Source organism: Colwellia sp. RE-S-Sl-9 (assembly GCF_048296855.1).
In the GTDB taxonomy this organism is placed as follows: Bacteria; Pseudomonadota; Gammaproteobacteria; order Enterobacterales; family Alteromonadaceae; genus Pseudocolwellia.
On sequence record NZ_CP182631.1, the window covers coordinates 3770159 to 3785050 of the forward strand.

Genomic DNA, 14892 nt, shown 5'->3' on the forward strand with positions numbered 1-14892 from the left:
TAAAAAAAAGCCTCGTGAGCCATAAAACTCATGAGGCTTTTTTATACATGGTTACGGGTATATACCCATTACTCGTTGTCTTTGTTTCCGAGCCAATTTATTTTATATAAGTCGCGACGCCTGTCTAAATAATTTCTTACTGAGCCTTCATTTTGTAATGTACTGAGTTTTTCTAAGTCAAGATCAACAATTAACGTCATTTCTGTATTTGGTGTTGTTTCGGCCATAATTGCATCATGAGGGAAAGAGAAGTCTGATGGCGAAAATACGGCAGATTGAGCATATTGAATGTCGGCACCATCTACTTTAGGTAAATTACCCACACTACCGGCTATAGCCACATAACATTCATTTTCAATAGCTCGAGCTTGTGCGCAACAACGAACTCTTAAGTAGGCATTCTTTGTGTCTGTCCAAAAAGGCACAAATAATAATTGCATACCTTTTTCCGATTGAAGTCGAGCAAGTTCAGGAAATTCAATATCGTAACAAATTAAAATACCAATTTTTCCGAAGTCGGTATCAAAAACTCGTAAATTATCACCACCTTGCATAATCCAAGCGCGTTTTTCATGGGGGGTAGGGTGAATTTTATATTGTGATTCTAGTGTTCCATCACGGCGACAAAAATAAGACACATTATATAGCTGGTTATCTTCCATAACGGGTAATGAACCCGCAATGATATTGATATTATAGCTAACGGCTAGACGAGAAATTGCTTCAATTATTTCTTCAGAAAATTCAGATAACGCTTTAATTGAATCAATAGAGTTTTGATGCGCTTCAATTCCCATTAAAGGTGCATTAAAAAACTCAGGCAATAAAGCTAAATCACATTGGTAATCTGAGAGGGCATCAACAAAAAACTCTACTTGCTGAATAAGTTCTTCTACAGACTTAAGTGGCCTCATTTGCCATTGAACACAACCAACTCTTGCTGTTTTTTTGATAGCACCAAACAAGGGCGCTTTTTCATCATCGTAATATAAATTGGTCCATTCCAGCAGGGTGGCATAACCTTTCGATTCTTTGTCTTCAGGTAAGTATTTACTAAGAACGCGCCTTACTTCGAAATCGTTTGATAACTGAAAAGTTAAAATGGGATCATAAATTTCTTTCTTTTTAACAAGCTCAATATATTTTTGAGGTGACATGTCTTTTGCATGGTTTTGATAGTTGGGTATACGCCCACCTGCCACAATAGATTTAAGGTTTAAATTTTGGCAAAGTTCTTTTCTTGCTTCATACAATCGTCTACCAAGACGCATGCCTTGATAGTCTGGATGTACCACAACCTCAGCACCATATAATACATCGCCTAATGGATCATGAGTTGTTAGGTAGGCATCACCCGTAATTTCTTCGTAAGTGTGATGATCTCCAAATTTGTCATAATCTACAACAAGCGAAAAAGCTGCGGCAATCACTTTTCCATGATCTTCAATGCATATTTGGCCTTCTGGGAAAGTAGAAAGTTGCGCTTTAAATTTTTTTTCTGGCCCAGCGCCCCCCATGTCAGGATAGATGAGTTCCATGACTTCTTTTAAATCGTCAAAATCACTTAATTCTAAGTTGCGTAAATTTAGTTTGTGTTCCGATTCATCAGTAAAAGTATTATCGTTCATTTTTATACCAAATTTTTACAATTTTTAAGTTTATTAAACTTTAAAAATAACGCCACACTTAGTGGCAAAAATAGCTGACTATATGTGCGTGGTACGAAAAACAGTCAGATATGTGTACTCTGTTGAATTAATTGCTAAGTGCTTTTTATACCCGTTATCATTCAAGATGCAGGTTTCAGTGGGAACTAAAAACAATTTAGGCACAGATTTCATGTTCCAGACGAAATCTAAGGTCTACATCCATGTATGCAAGGCATTAAGTTTACGTCATGGTTATTCTCGGTAACTGCTCCTGCGTTACCCTAATGTCCTACATCCGTGTAGGAACCTTACTAAAGTTAATAAGCCCCATAAATTGTTTTTAGACCCATCGGAGAAGCGCTTGAGCAAAATCACTTCGTCGTTAATGCTTTTTATAAGGGAACGCATTATTACAAAACATTGCCTTGAATTGATATCGCTCAAGCACTCTGAAATAGCCTCTTGAGTGGTAACGGGTATATATACTCAAATTAACATTTAATATATAAACTAAAACTATTCTTTATGCATCATTTATTAGGCTTGATGTATGTGTATTAAACCTAATAGAACGATTATGTAAGTCATGAATGAACCTGTCAGAAATAATAAATAATTTGTCACAGCGAAAGAGTTTAGAAACAAAATTGATGAGTTCTTTAGTCAAACATTTCCTAAGATAGGTGTAAGCTATTACGTTTAAGTGAGTCAGTACTAAGTAACCTGAACTCAGGTTATTTATAAATAAGGGTTTTTATTTATTCGCTAACATTCATTAATCTGAGTTGAGGTTAAGTAGAGTAATGGGTAAGTTGAGTATCAATAAATAGCGAAATTTTAATCTTTAAAATCTCGCTATACACATCTTAATTTAAGAGCCCTTAGCGGTAATAGCCAAGGAATTCAGTAACATTTTTGTGAATACTGATTAACCGATAACCGTCATTTCGTTTAAGCTAAATTCTGCAATAGCACCTTCTGTAGCTGCAGAGTAATCAGCTAAATTTGGATTAGCCATATGAGCTTGCCATAATTCACGTGTTTCCCAATTTTCATAGAAAGTGAAATGTGCTGGGTTTTCGTTATCTTGATGTAAGTCGTAATTAATACAACCTTCTTCAGCACGAGTAGCATCAATAAGCTTTATTAGTTCAGCTTTTACTAATTCAATTTTATCTTCGTTTGCTACTATTTTTGCAATAACGGTTAACTGTGTCATTTTCTATATCCTTTAATATACTCTGAAATGCGTATCTTGATTAGTAACAGGTATAAGTAAGAGCTTAAAAGCCTGATAACACTATTTTTCCGATAGATGAGCCAGACTCTAATTCTTGATGAGCAGCTCTTAAGTTTTCAGCATTAATTTTACCTAAGTTTTTACCTATCGTTGTTTTGATCTTTCCTTGGTCGATAAGTTCAGATACGCGGCTTAATAATTTACCTTGCTCAACCATATCGTCGGTTTGGAACATTGAACGAGTGTACATAAAAGTCCAATGCAGCGATAAGCTTTTCATTTTTAATTTTTTAATATCAATTGCTTCAGGATCATCAATTAAGGCGATTTTTCCAAAAGGAATAAGTTGTTCAACATAAGCATCTATGTACGCATCGGTATTATTTAAACTGGCTACATGCGTTAATGGACCAATGTTTAATGCTTCAATTTGTGGGGATAATGGCTTCGAATGATCAACTACATAATCAGCCCCTAAATCAGTAACCCATTGTTTTGAGCTTTCGCGTGATGCCGTTGCAATAATCGTTGCATTAGTTAGTTTTTTAGCGAGTTGAATAAGTATTGAACCTACACCACCAGCAGCACCTACAACTAAAATTACTTCATCTTTTTGTGCTGGGTTAGACGTTTGTTGTTTTATTTCTAAATGTTCAAATAACATTTCCCAAGCGGTGATTGACGTTAAAGGTAATGCAGCTGCTTCAGCGTCTGAGATGTTTTTAGGTTTTAAACCTACTAGCTTTTCATCTACTAACTGAAATTCAGCATTGCTGCCTTGGCGTAGTAAATCACCCGCATAAAAAACGGTATCGCCTACATTAAAACGAGTAACATCATTACCTGTTTCAACCACTTCACCGACAGCATCCCAGCCAATAACTTTGTAGTTATCATCTGTTGGCGCCACGTTTTGACGAATTTTATAATCAACAGGGTTTACTGCTATTGCTTTAACTTTTATCAGTAAGTCGTTACCTGTTGCTGTAGGTTTAGTTAATTCAATATCTTGTAAAGAGTCTGCATTGGTAATAGGTAATGATTCTTTATATCCGATCGCTTTCATTGTGTTGCTCCAAAAATGGGTAGGTATTTATTACGTTGGAGACATGATAGAGGTTAATGAGGTTTTAATGAATAGGGTAATTGCAGAATCATTATCAAAAAATAATTGATAATAAAGGGCTATTACCCGCATATAATCAAAAAATGTGGTTTGTTAGCCACCACTAATTAAAATTAACTTTCCTGTTTTTGGATCTTTATAAACTTGTCCTAACGATTCTAACCCATTTGCTTTTGCATTCGTTGGGTTTGAAAGTGATTCAGGCGCATCAACTAATTCAGTTCCTGTCGTTACTTCAATGGTTTCTGTTTTATTAGATTCTATCGAGAACTTTTCTTGTAATTCTTTACTTTGGGCAACTAAAGCTAGCATTAAGCCAAGTGCAAAAACTAACATAACATCCATTATATTAGCGAAGCCTGCGAGTGGGTCGGTGTCTTGTTCAGCAAATTGAGATGATTGCCACGATGATTTATTAGACATAATATTCTCCTAAATTTACTCAGCAGTTGCAGAAGTGATTTTCTGCCATGTTTGATCGTACCAACGTCGACGAATTCGACCTAGGGTATAAGCTACTAAACCAATCAATAAGCCAACAACTGTGGTATCGAATGCTACCGTTAACGCTGTCGCTAAAATATCGATGTTGCCAGAACCTAAGGCCGTTAATCCCGGACCTAAAGGGATCAAAGTGCCCATTAAACCTAAGATAGGGCCTGATCGCGCAAATAAGTCAATACGTTCTAAGCGTTTGGTAGCATGAGCTTGAAACTCTTGTTCAATCTCTGTGTGGTTTAATTTTGTTACTGGTGTTTTAGTTGAAATTAAAGCAGAATCAGAAGCCGAACCTTTTCTTGAAACTGAAAGAGCCGCTTGAGTAAAGGCTTTTAAAATATAATAACGCTCTGCAAAAGCTAAACCTAGCTCCCATAAAACACCTATTACGGCTAAAGCTAAAACAAAAATAACAGGATAAAGTAACCACCCAACAAACTGATGCAATAGTCCTAATATTATTCCGTATTCCATGTGCATGTTATTGCTCTCCTGTTGAAGATCTATGGGTTAAGCTTTTGGCTTTTGTTACTCCGCGATAAAAACCGAACAGTATAAAGGCGACAAGTATTAGAGCCAGCCACCATTGCCATGTTGAGTTATTTTCCGTTTCGCTTTCAGCTGTTTCGTCTGCTGGCTTTTGTTCAGCGCTAGCGGTGTTTGTATCTGTTGTTTTATCACTATCTGCGTTTTCTGGCGCAAGCTCCTCTGCTTTTAGTTTCAGCTCCGCAACTCGATGAACTTCCTCAGGTTCAACTTGTGTATCGTTACCTTTGGCTAAGGCGATAACTTGCGCGAGATCTTGCCATTGCTCGGCAGATAAATGTTGTTCTAACCATGGCAACATAGGATTGTCAGGATCTGAATGCCCACTGCCCGGTAAACCATTGGCTTTTACTAAACGTACAAAGCTAGCGGCAAGTTGCTCGATTGTGGCTTTATCCGCATCCCAAAAGTCTTTTTGAACGGCCACTAACATAATCGCAAGCATGTTACTTTTAACATGAGCGTTGTGGCCTTTTTCTAAAAACTGATCTAATTGAAGATCGTATCGATCGTCTATATAAACCGCTTTAACTTCTTCCCATGCCCAATCTCCTACTAATGTTGGATTGGTGACTTGCCAGCCCCATAAGTATTCAAGAAACTCACTGCCCATAGTACGAGCACCGGCATAGTCATGTTCCATTTGCGCTTTTAACCAAGCAGGATTTAAGAAGCGACCGCGAAGTTCTTGTCGAAGTGCAGGCCCTAAACGTTTCGTTTTTACGTTGTCAGGATCGGCATGATCAATAATATAATTCTTTGGTGGTTTACCCGTTAAGGTTTCTACCGCTAAGCTTAAGCCGCCAAGATAATCGAAAGCATCGTTGTTATCGATTAAGCCATAAAGGTTACTTGAACGACCAAAGTAAGTATTTTCCACATCACGTAAAACACGCTTAAAGGTGTTTTGTGCTGGCGTACCAAATGATGACAAACCATAGCTGTGGCCTAAACGTCGGGTATAAACTTTAGCGAGTTCTTCACGTTTTTCCCATGCGCCTGAGCGTTCTACTAAACGGTTAATACCTGCGCCATAACTACCGGGAGCATCGCCAAATACGCGTAAACTTGCGCTAATACCTGCATCTTTTGCGTTAAAGCCAGCGGCAAGTAACTCTTTAGCTTGAATCACCCAGTTAGCGGCTACTTGGTTAATTTTAAGTGATTCGTTACCACCTATGGCTTCTTTACCTAATACTTCTAATGCGTTTGTTAGTGATAAACTTAGCGCAGGGTAATCAGTTCTGATAGTGTCAGCACTGGCATCTATCGCCATTAAGGTGGCTTTGTCTAACAGTAGCATTTGTTGGCCGTATAAGTCGCGGAATAAGCCTGACGTGGTAAATACCATATCGCGACGTACTCGCTTTGCTTCATCACTTTGATTTTGCAGATCTTGGCGCTTTAAGCCTTTAACTAAACCTCGACTGTTCCATACAGGTTCAAGTCCTAACATGTCTAAACCAAAGGCGATCATTACGCCTTCATCGCGCACTACGTCAGACGCCCAAAGAATTAGCGCTTCACGTTTATCGGCTGCTTTTTCGTTATTTTCTCTTGCTGATTTTGCCATTTCTTGACCAAGCTGCCATGCAACTCGACTTGGAATTAACGAGCTATCAAGGGCATAGAAGTTACGACCTGTCGGTAAACTTGCTGGGCTTCTTATTGGATCGTTGCCTTGCCCCGGTGTGATAAAACCACCTTTTAAGCCATTGAGTAGGGCGGTCATTTCAGCTTTTGGTGAAGCGACTAATCTTGCTGTTATGTCTTTTTTCAATACGCTATCTTGGCTGTCTGCTCGGGTAAGCATTGAATTTAGCATCATTTCTACCGCATTTTCTTGCCAGTCTTTACCAAAAATATGTAAGCCTAATGGCATGAAACGTTCTTGTAAGTCGGTAAGGTAATGACCCACTTCGTGCACCATCATATCGTCGTCAACTTCTTCAAAACTTATGCCCATTACGGCAAGTTCAGCTGACATAGCTTGGGCGAGTTCTTCTTTGAGTTCGAGCTTGTCGACTTTCTCACGTATTTGTTTTACGAGTCTTTTAGCCAGCACTTCGTTATCAGTACCGTGGCTAGTTTCAAAGCTTTCTATAAGTTGTCTAAGTTGTAGTAACTCGTCGTAAAGTGGTGTGCTAGCAAGAGGTGGCGTTAGGTGATCTACCATCACAGCTAAACCACGACGCTTAGCTTGAATACCTTCGCCAACACCATCAACAATATATGGATAAACACCCGGTACATCGCCTGCGATAATACGCGAGTAATCGTCTGGTGCTAAACCTACAGAGCGGCGCGGTAAAAACTCATAAGTTGAATGGCGGCCTAAATGCACAAACGCATCGGCTTTAAATTTGTTACGTAAAAAGTGATAAAACGCTAAATATTGATGCGGCGGTGGAAAAGCTAAATTTGCGTGTAATAGCTCTTCGTTAATTTCCCAACCTCTTGGTGGTTGCGGACCAATAAAAATATTGCCGAAAGTTAAACCGGGCAAAAGTAGCTCATCATTAAAGGTCATTACTTTACCGGGTGCTTTGCCCCAGCCACCTAATCCTTCAATGCCGGTTTTTTGTAGCGCGTCAATAATTTTAGGCGCGTCACTCATACAGGTTTGTTGTTCTGGTGTTTTGATGACGTTTAAGTAACAGGTTTCTAACTGACCTAATAAGGCTAATGCGCGAGTGCGACCTTTGTGATCAACCCCTTCAAGTAAATGATGCATTTCTTCAACGGTATGATGTAGTGCATCGGATGCGAGTTTGCCTTTGTTTTGGCTAATGGCAGCGGTAAGTTGCTCGTGTAATAAACCAAACGGGCCTTGTTCCATTTCGCGCCGAACACTGGCGGGTAAGGTTTTAAACCAAGCGCTGTATTCGGCACTTGTCATACGTTCAATATGTTGGCTCATGGAAGCGAGAGCACCAGAGTCGCGTGGTAAATTTACGCCACGAGCTTGCATCATATCGAGTAGGTCTTCTTGTGATTTAGGTAGCTCGCCGGTGTTATAACCTGCGGCTTTTAATTGATTTAATATTTGCCATAACGATGCGGGAACATCTAAGTTATCGGCACCTATGTTATGACGCCCTGGAGGATGATTGTAATAAATAATCGCCACTTTTTTATCGACATTTTCTTTTGTCTGGAGTTGGTTCCAACGCTGTGCACGCGTTAATAACGAATGAATCGAGCTGGTTTCAGCGGTAACACCTTGTACACGAATACCTGTTAGCGGATCGTTACTGGCGTTTCCTGCCGTTGCAATAACTAATGGTTGGCTAGCACCTTGTAGTTCAGGCATAGCTACTTGGTAGTAGACTTTGTCTTGTGCTAATCCGTCTGACGAAAGCTGACGTTCAATGGCAGTTCGGTCACGTAGTTTTATGGCTTTGATAACAGGAACATTAAGTTGTGTGAGTAATTCGGTAACTTCTGAACGACCATCGCCACCACCAATTACAAAGTCTTGCAGCATGATCACGGCACTTAAACGATCTTTAATGGGTACTAATTGTTTAATCGCATCTACACCGGCTTTACCCCAAGCGGCGATAGCGCCTAAACATTGATTGTTATATTGAGTAGTGGCGAGATCACATATTTCGCGTAGTAGCTTAGTATCAGCAGGGCGTGCGCCACCTGCGTGATCAATTATGGCAACAACTGGTTGTTGGTTAAGCTTTGATAGTTCGGTATGGGTGAGTTGATTATAAAAGCTATTATTAATAACCCAACGTAATTCAGGTGTAGGAACTGGCGCATTGAATTTGATGTTTTCGCCTAAGGCACTAAAAATTGAAGCGAACATTTCAGCGCTGTTGTTGGCACCGCCTGCTTTCCAGTAGCCTCGGGTTTGTAGCCATATTTCTTTATTTGGGTATTGCTGTATTTGCTCTGCAAGGTCTTGAAGGAAATTCTCACCGGGTTGATTCTTAGCTATTTCTCGCATTTGTTCAGCATCAGGAAATAGTGGTGAGTTCCCAAATTGGCTTAATATAACTAAACGATGGTCGCTGTTAATAAGTAATTTAGGCTTTTTAAATTGTGTTAATAACGACTTTAAATTAGGAACGCTAGCACCGTATAAACCAAAACCTAAAATAGCTCGACTGTTGTTAATTAATGCTGAACGTTCTTCGGGTGATAACTCCCATAACTGCACATCGCTGCGAGCTTTAATGGCTAGCTGTTTTTGCTTGGGATGCGCGATATAAAATAATCGCGCGGCTTCGGCTATGGTTTCAGAGTTGCGTTGTGAAGCGAGTACGAGTAAATACTCGTCTTCTGCAGCAGAGCAAATAGAAGTAATAAAGAGTAAAGATAAGATCAAAAAACGCATAAATTCTCAAAGCCAATTAAAAATAAGGGAGAGAATTAAATAAAGAACAGCGGGTGTTTATTTGGTTCTAGGATTGAAGTAACAGTCTAAGCTCTATATTCGGATGACATAGAGTAAAGGCTAAAAATCTAGAAAGTTGCTGTGCTAAATTGAGTATTCTCGCTCAAAACAGTAGGTATCAGCATCATGTGTCTGGCTTATGTTATTGAAAATACATATTTTCAATAACAAATACAGTTGCGAGGACAGCTCCAGATTTATAACAAAAAAAGTGTTACTACTGGATTCCATGAGGCGCATTTAAACGATTTAAACATCAATAAAAATGAGCATGCTGAGAACAATGCCTTTTTACAGACTTCAGCTATTATTGTCAATAAAGCTATTTTTACATTCTCTATTTTAGTGATGAATGAGCAGATTAACATTGTTATCTTTTACTGTTTTATCTGTGTTTATTATTTTAATAATTTTCACAATTCATTACGTAAGTGACGTCGAAGTCAATATTTTTTAAATTAATTTGTATTAGTAGTTTTGGTTTTATATTACTGTTTATTAGGGTTTTTATCTGATTTGTTGTTGTGAGCCTAGCGACTTCTTTATTTTGTGTTATTGATACACTCTTGACATAAAAATGATTCCGAAGTACAAATATGGGTAAGGGCAATAAATAATCATTAAAACAGCCCTATTATTGTTCGCACATTTAACATGAATTTTTTGTACTTATTATTTTAAGTAGAGGATGAGGAATAACACATGAAGCCAGTTATACGAAATAAGCTCTTGAAAACCACATTAGCACTAGCGATTGCTAATACTTTTTTGAGTCAAGCCGCTTTAGCTGAAGAAGCTAGCGTAGAGAAAGAATCACATAAAATTGAAAAAATTGTTGTTACTGCCAACAGACACTCGCAAGACTTACAAGAAGTGTCATCTTCAATTACTGCATTAGGTTCAGATGATGTTGAACGTGCAGGTATTATTGATATAACTGGTTTGCAGCAAGTTGTTCCAGGATTAAAAGTAGGTAGCTCTGGTGGTGAAGTTAGACCCGCTATGCGTGGTGCTCGTACTAACGAAGTAGGGGTTGCAGGTACAGGTATTGCTGAGCAAATAGTCGGTATTTTCCAAGACGGTATTTATGTACCAACAACAACAGCGGGCATGGGGGCTTTTGTTGATATTGAACGTATTGAAGTATTACGTGGTCCTCAAGGTACACTTTACGGCCGTAACACTTTTGCGGGTAGTATTAACGTTATTACTAATCGTCCGAACATGGATGAAGTAGAAGGTAATATTAAAATTACTACGGGTGCATACAATCGTAGCGCTTATGAAGGGGTATTAAATCTTCCTTTAACTGATCACTTAGCAACACGCGTTGTTGTCGCTTCAGACCGACATGATGGTTATATTGAAAACCACTTTGTACCTGGTCCATCAGATGACCTACGTGAGAAAAATTCTTTTTACGCTCGTTCAATCACTCGATATGAACCTAGCCAAAATTTTAATGCTACTTTCCGTTTAGATTACTCAAAGAAAGATGCTAACTCTGAAGCTATTTGGGGTTATCAACAAATTGCGGGTTATTCATTAACAGAAACCAGCCCTGGAATTTATGACCCTGTTGCAACTGTTACTGAAGGTCATACTTATCAACCCGCTGATGTTGAACGTAATGATATTGGCCCATACGATGTATACCGAAATGGTATGTCGCTTGATAAGCAGGAAGCATTCTCTGCTACAGCAACATTAGAGTGGTACACAGATATTGCTGATTTTAAGTGGACATCAAACTACTCTGAGTTAAGTGGTAAGCAGTATTATGACAGTGACTTTAGTGATGGCGGATTAGATTTTGTTGGTGGTTTTGGCCGTCAAGATGATCAAAAAACGATTTCAACAGAATTACAAATCTCTTCAAATAATGAAGGCCCTTTACAGTGGATTGCAGGTTTATATTATTTCGATCAAGAAGCTGATTGGGAGTGGTTGTCGAGCGCAGATACTACAGGAAATGGTGTTCCAGATTCAATCGTTGTGCCTAGTTGGGGTAATCCAACTCACGATCCTCATACGTCAGATTCAATCGCTGTATTTGGTCAATTACGTTATGAGGTATCTGAGGACTTACGTTTAGTCGGTGGCTTACGCTATAACAAAGATGAAAAGAGTTTTACAGGAGATGATATTCCTGATTGGGATGATTCAGCCGTATTGTGGAAAGCTGCTGTTGAGTTTGACCAAAGTGATGATTTAATGATGTACGCATCTGCCGCTACAGGTGTTCGCACAGGTGGTGCTAATGATGGTCGTGTTGTTTCTCGTGGTGCGGATCCTCTTTATGATAACGAAGAAGTAACTTCTTATGAAATAGGGATGAAAAGTACCTTACTTGATGGCGAAATGCGTTTAAATATTTCGGCTTTCGTTAATGAATACGACGATGTTAAAGCACAGTTATTTGCTGTTGCATGTAATGATACTACTAGTACAGATACCGTGTTGGAATGTGTTGAAGCAGGTCAAACTCAAACCTTTGAATATTACGAGAATGGTGGAAGTATTGAAACGACAGGTATTGAGATGGATATGCAGTGGTATCCAACAGATAGCTTATCTATTAACGGTACGTTAACTTGGCTTGATGCTGAATTTTCAGATGACTATGCGGTAGGTAACGATCAATTACGTCCTTTATTAGCCTTGGGTAATTTTGAAGGTCGTCAAGATATTAACGATAATAGCAGTCAATTTAGTTTTGCTGGCTGGTCTCCAGCAATGGCACCAGAATACACTGTTGGTTTAGGCGTGACTTATGAAGCTGAATTAGATAATGGTGGATTTTTAATTCCACATCTTCAAGCGACATACTCTGACGATTACTATGCTTTTGATGTGAATACACCTGAAACTCGAGTTGATGCTCATGCCATTGTTAATGCACGTTTAACATGGATTATTAAAGAAGACTTACAACTTGATTTCTTTGTTAAAAACTTAACAGATGAAGCCGTGCTAACACGTGCAGTTGTTCATTCTCAAATTTTAGATGGCCAACCAATTAACTCAGTACAAGCTAACTGGAATGACCCTCGTACATGGGGTGCAAGCCTTAAGTACACTTTCTAAGACTTATCTAAAGTTTATTAGTTAAGCCCTTAAAAAACCGCAGAATATCTGCGGTTTTTTATGGACAAAGAAAGTTAGCTCGTAAATTAAATATAAGTCGTTAAAAATCAAAGTTTACGTTGCTTTGAAAATTATTACCTCCTCAACAATACTGATTTAATAGGAATGAATATGTCAAATACACTTGAAGTTGCTCATCAATTTTTTGATGCATGCGAAACTGGAAAAGGCTGGGATTTTTGTAGCAAATTTTGTCATCAAGACGCAACATTTTCATCACAAACATCTGCATTAGAAGGTATATCGTCTCTTGATGCATATTGCGAATGGATGAAAAACTTATTAATTATAATTCCTGATGGAAAATATGAATTAAAATTTATTGCCGCTGATGAAGAGCGAAATTGTGTTGCTGCCTTAGGGATTATAGAAGGCACCCATACTGGTGAAGGAGGACCTGTTCCACCAACAGGTAACTCCTTTATTGCTGATTATGCTTATAATATGGAATTCGAGAATGGGCTGATCAAACACATGACAAAAATTTGGAACGACACCATTAGTTTGCAACAACTAGGCTGGGGCTAAACATTAGAGCATTATTTTCTCCAAATAATGCTCATTTATTAGTGGTATGGGTATATACCATCAGCAAGATGCAGTTTCAGGACTTCTGAGCTAATCATGATCAAGGCACATTTTTTATTAATGGTTGCTCTTTAAAAACAGATGTAACGAAGAGCGTTTTTTGCTCAGAAGTCCCTAAAAGCTTTGTTCAAAAATTTATTTCTATCCAATTAATAAAATATTTGAACACCGTTCATCGCTTAATAATATCTGGTACAACTCATTTACATTTAGGCGTGACGGCTCAATACATTGAAAAAAATAATTTCTATTAAAGTAAAGTATGGAAATAATTTTTCTTTTTAATGACTTATTCTTGTTTAGATAATATGTTCTCGATATCATAAGACGAACATTTTGATGTTGTAGTACTAGCGTAAATTTTCTAGCAAGAGGCTTTAATATATTCATAGTTAAGCTTCTAAAAAGATATGACTGCCGGACCCTTTATTGTATTTAAAAATGTCAAATAGCAATGATCTATTTTTCCCTCAACGTAGAGTAATTATCGATGAAACCAATATTATTTCTTTTAAAAATGCCATTCGAAGATGGGCCAGAAAAAAAAATGTGGATATGCCCACCCTGTGCGCTTGTTGAGGGAGCTTTATTGTCAAATAAGCACTGGGAGGATGTTGTAGATATTCGCCGAGTAGATTTCCCAAGACCAAGAAAAGAGGTGATTGATATGTTAGGTGAAGAAAATCAAGGGCTTCCTGCACTAATAGTGGATAATGAAAATTTCCTTACAGACGCAAAGGAAATAATTAATTATTTAGCAAATGAATTTGGTGGAGCGGCAGCACTTCCGTAATTTTTAGTAAGCCGAATATACAAATCTTATTAATATACCTAAGCGCTCTGAAATATGCATCTTGATTGGTAACAGGTATAAATCGAGTATGTGTTTTATTTTTTGTGGAAATCGTATTCTATTTAGCTGCGAATAGGCAGCTAAATAGACAGTAAATAAATAACTACTTACTCGCTGGGTGTGGCTCTATATCAAAGCCCCCACAGAAGCCTTTATGATAATATTGCAATTAGGTTACTTTCCAGTTTTCTCTATTTCTTTTATTTGTTTATGTATTTCTTCTGCTTCAAAGGTTAATTCTGAGTAACTTTTTATGTCGCCATTTCTTTGGGCCTGCATGGCTTTTTCTAGTTTAGCTTCATAAAGTTTATTGAGCTTTTTGGTTGGGTCTGATTTAAATAGTGAAAACATTAAGTTTCTCGATAGCGGTAGTTAAGTAGCAATACGATTGAATCACCATAATAGATTACTTGTGGTGAGAATTAAAAAGAATGGGTCAGTTTTTCCTCTAATCTTCTCTTTAGTTTTTCTCTGTGGTTTAAAATCATTGTTTAAAGAAGGGGAGCTGTACACGGATAAGTTAATAATGAATTCGGTCAATTAACGCTATACACCTTTCTCTTGAACTCTTCTCTGTGGTTTAAAATCATTGTTTAAAGAAAGGAAGCTGTACACGGATAATTTAAAAACAAATTCAGTGGGTTAACGCTGTGCACCTTTCTCTTGAACTCTTCTCTATGGTTTAAAATCATTGTTTAAAGAAAGGGAGCTGTACACGGATAAGTTAACAATGAATTCAGTCAATTAACGCTATGTATCTTTCTCTTAATCTTTTCTCTATGGTTTAAAATCAATGTTTAAATAAGGGGAGCTGTACACGGATAAGTTAACAAT

The 14892-nt window shown here is 37.9% G+C and carries 11 protein-coding genes; 3 read left to right on the plus strand and 8 right to left on the minus strand.

All coding sequences use genetic code 11. From position 1 onward, the window contains the following. Positions 1-68: 68 nt before the first annotated feature. The 6 genes from ACM9HF_RS16360 to ACM9HF_RS16385 form a co-directional block, all read right to left on the minus strand. Positions 69-1628: a bifunctional GNAT family N-acetyltransferase/carbon-nitrogen hydrolase family protein gene (locus ACM9HF_RS16360; RefSeq protein WP_077340364.1), complete on the minus strand. Its 1560-nt coding sequence runs from the start codon at positions 1626-1628 to the stop codon at positions 69-71. A gap of 949 nt (positions 1629-2577) precedes the next feature. Further along, positions 2578-2868 (minus strand): putative quinol monooxygenase, encoded by a 291-nt coding sequence (locus ACM9HF_RS16365; RefSeq protein WP_473611428.1) that lies wholly within the window; start codon positions 2866-2868, stop codon positions 2578-2580. 64 nt (positions 2869-2932) lie between these two features. Then, a complete protein-coding gene (locus tag ACM9HF_RS16370; protein WP_473611430.1) occupies positions 2933-3955 on the minus strand; it encodes a zinc-binding alcohol dehydrogenase family protein in 1023 nt (340 codons plus the stop codon). 153 nt (positions 3956-4108) lie between these two features. After that, the gene (locus tag ACM9HF_RS16375) at positions 4109-4438 is read right to left on the minus strand and encodes a DUF2149 domain-containing protein (RefSeq protein WP_473611433.1); all 330 of its coding nucleotides are present in this window, start codon (positions 4436-4438) and stop codon (positions 4109-4111) included. Positions 4439-4453: 15 nt separating this feature from the next. Beyond that, the gene (locus tag ACM9HF_RS16380) at positions 4454-4993 is read right to left on the minus strand and encodes a MotA/TolQ/ExbB proton channel family protein (protein WP_473611437.1); all 540 of its coding nucleotides are present in this window, start codon (positions 4991-4993) and stop codon (positions 4454-4456) included. A 1-nt stretch (position 4994) separates the two neighbouring features. Next, positions 4995-9410, minus strand: a complete 4416-nt coding sequence (locus ACM9HF_RS16385) for a cobaltochelatase subunit CobN (protein WP_473611441.1) — start codon at positions 9408-9410, stop codon at positions 4995-4997. Between the two features lie 762 nt (positions 9411-10172). Here ACM9HF_RS16385 and ACM9HF_RS16390 point away from each other — a divergent pair. Both ACM9HF_RS16390 and ACM9HF_RS16395 read left to right on the plus strand, forming a co-directional pair. Then, positions 10173-12557 (plus strand): TonB-dependent receptor, encoded by a 2385-nt coding sequence (locus tag ACM9HF_RS16390; protein ID WP_473611444.1) that lies wholly within the window; start codon positions 10173-10175, stop codon positions 12555-12557. A gap of 171 nt (positions 12558-12728) precedes the next feature. After that, on the plus strand, positions 12729-13145 hold the full coding sequence (locus tag ACM9HF_RS16395) for an ester cyclase (RefSeq protein ID WP_473611448.1): 417 nt from the start codon (positions 12729-12731) through the stop codon (positions 13143-13145). A gap of 201 nt (positions 13146-13346) precedes the next feature. On the opposite strand, the gene ACM9HF_RS16400 is transcribed toward ACM9HF_RS16395, so the two are convergent. Next, complete coding sequence (locus ACM9HF_RS16400) at positions 13347-13595, minus strand: BLUF domain-containing protein (protein ID WP_473611452.1); 249 nt, start codon at positions 13593-13595, stop codon at positions 13347-13349. Positions 13596-13695: 100 nt separating this feature from the next. On the opposite strand from ACM9HF_RS16400, the gene ACM9HF_RS16405 reads away from it, so the two are divergent. Beyond that, a complete protein-coding gene (locus ACM9HF_RS16405; protein WP_473611455.1) occupies positions 13696-13998 on the plus strand; it encodes a DUF3088 family protein in 303 nt (100 codons plus the stop codon). 234 nt (positions 13999-14232) lie between these two features. Here ACM9HF_RS16405 and ACM9HF_RS16410 read toward each other — a convergent pair whose 3' ends face one another. Then, the gene (locus tag ACM9HF_RS16410) at positions 14233-14409 is read right to left on the minus strand and encodes a DUF6435 family protein (protein ID WP_473611458.1); all 177 of its coding nucleotides are present in this window, start codon (positions 14407-14409) and stop codon (positions 14233-14235) included. Positions 14410-14892 lie beyond the last annotated feature (483 nt).

What these genes read in the sequence shown, in the direction of transcription:
- ACM9HF_RS16380 (WP_473611437.1), bottom strand. Translation starts at nt 4,993, where the DNA reads ATGCACATGGAATACGGAATAATATTAGGACTATTGCATCAGTTTGTT.
- ACM9HF_RS16405 (WP_473611455.1), top strand. Translation starts at nt 13,696, where the DNA reads ATGAAACCAATATTATTTCTTTTAAAAATGCCATTCGAAGATGGGCCA.
- ACM9HF_RS16375 (WP_473611433.1), bottom strand. Translation starts at nt 4,438, where the DNA reads ATGTCTAATAAATCATCGTGGCAATCATCTCAATTTGCTGAACAAGAC.
- ACM9HF_RS16400 (WP_473611452.1), bottom strand. Translation starts at nt 13,595, where the DNA reads ATGAATATATTAAAGCCTCTTGCTAGAAAATTTACGCTAGTACTACAA.
- ACM9HF_RS16360 (WP_077340364.1), bottom strand. Translation starts at nt 1,628, where the DNA reads ATGAACGATAATACTTTTACTGATGAATCGGAACACAAACTAAATTTA.
- ACM9HF_RS16390 (WP_473611444.1), top strand. Translation starts at nt 10,173, where the DNA reads ATGAAGCCAGTTATACGAAATAAGCTCTTGAAAACCACATTAGCACTA.
- ACM9HF_RS16410 (WP_473611458.1), bottom strand. Translation starts at nt 14,409, where the DNA reads ATGTTTTCACTATTTAAATCAGACCCAACCAAAAAGCTCAATAAACTT.
- ACM9HF_RS16385 (WP_473611441.1), bottom strand. Translation starts at nt 9,410, where the DNA reads ATGCGTTTTTTGATCTTATCTTTACTCTTTATTACTTCTATTTGCTCT.
- ACM9HF_RS16370 (WP_473611430.1), bottom strand. Translation starts at nt 3,955, where the DNA reads ATGAAAGCGATCGGATATAAAGAATCATTACCTATTACCAATGCAGAC.
- ACM9HF_RS16365 (WP_473611428.1), bottom strand. Translation starts at nt 2,868, where the DNA reads ATGACACAGTTAACCGTTATTGCAAAAATAGTAGCAAACGAAGATAAA.
- ACM9HF_RS16395 (WP_473611448.1), top strand. Translation starts at nt 12,729, where the DNA reads ATGTCAAATACACTTGAAGTTGCTCATCAATTTTTTGATGCATGCGAA.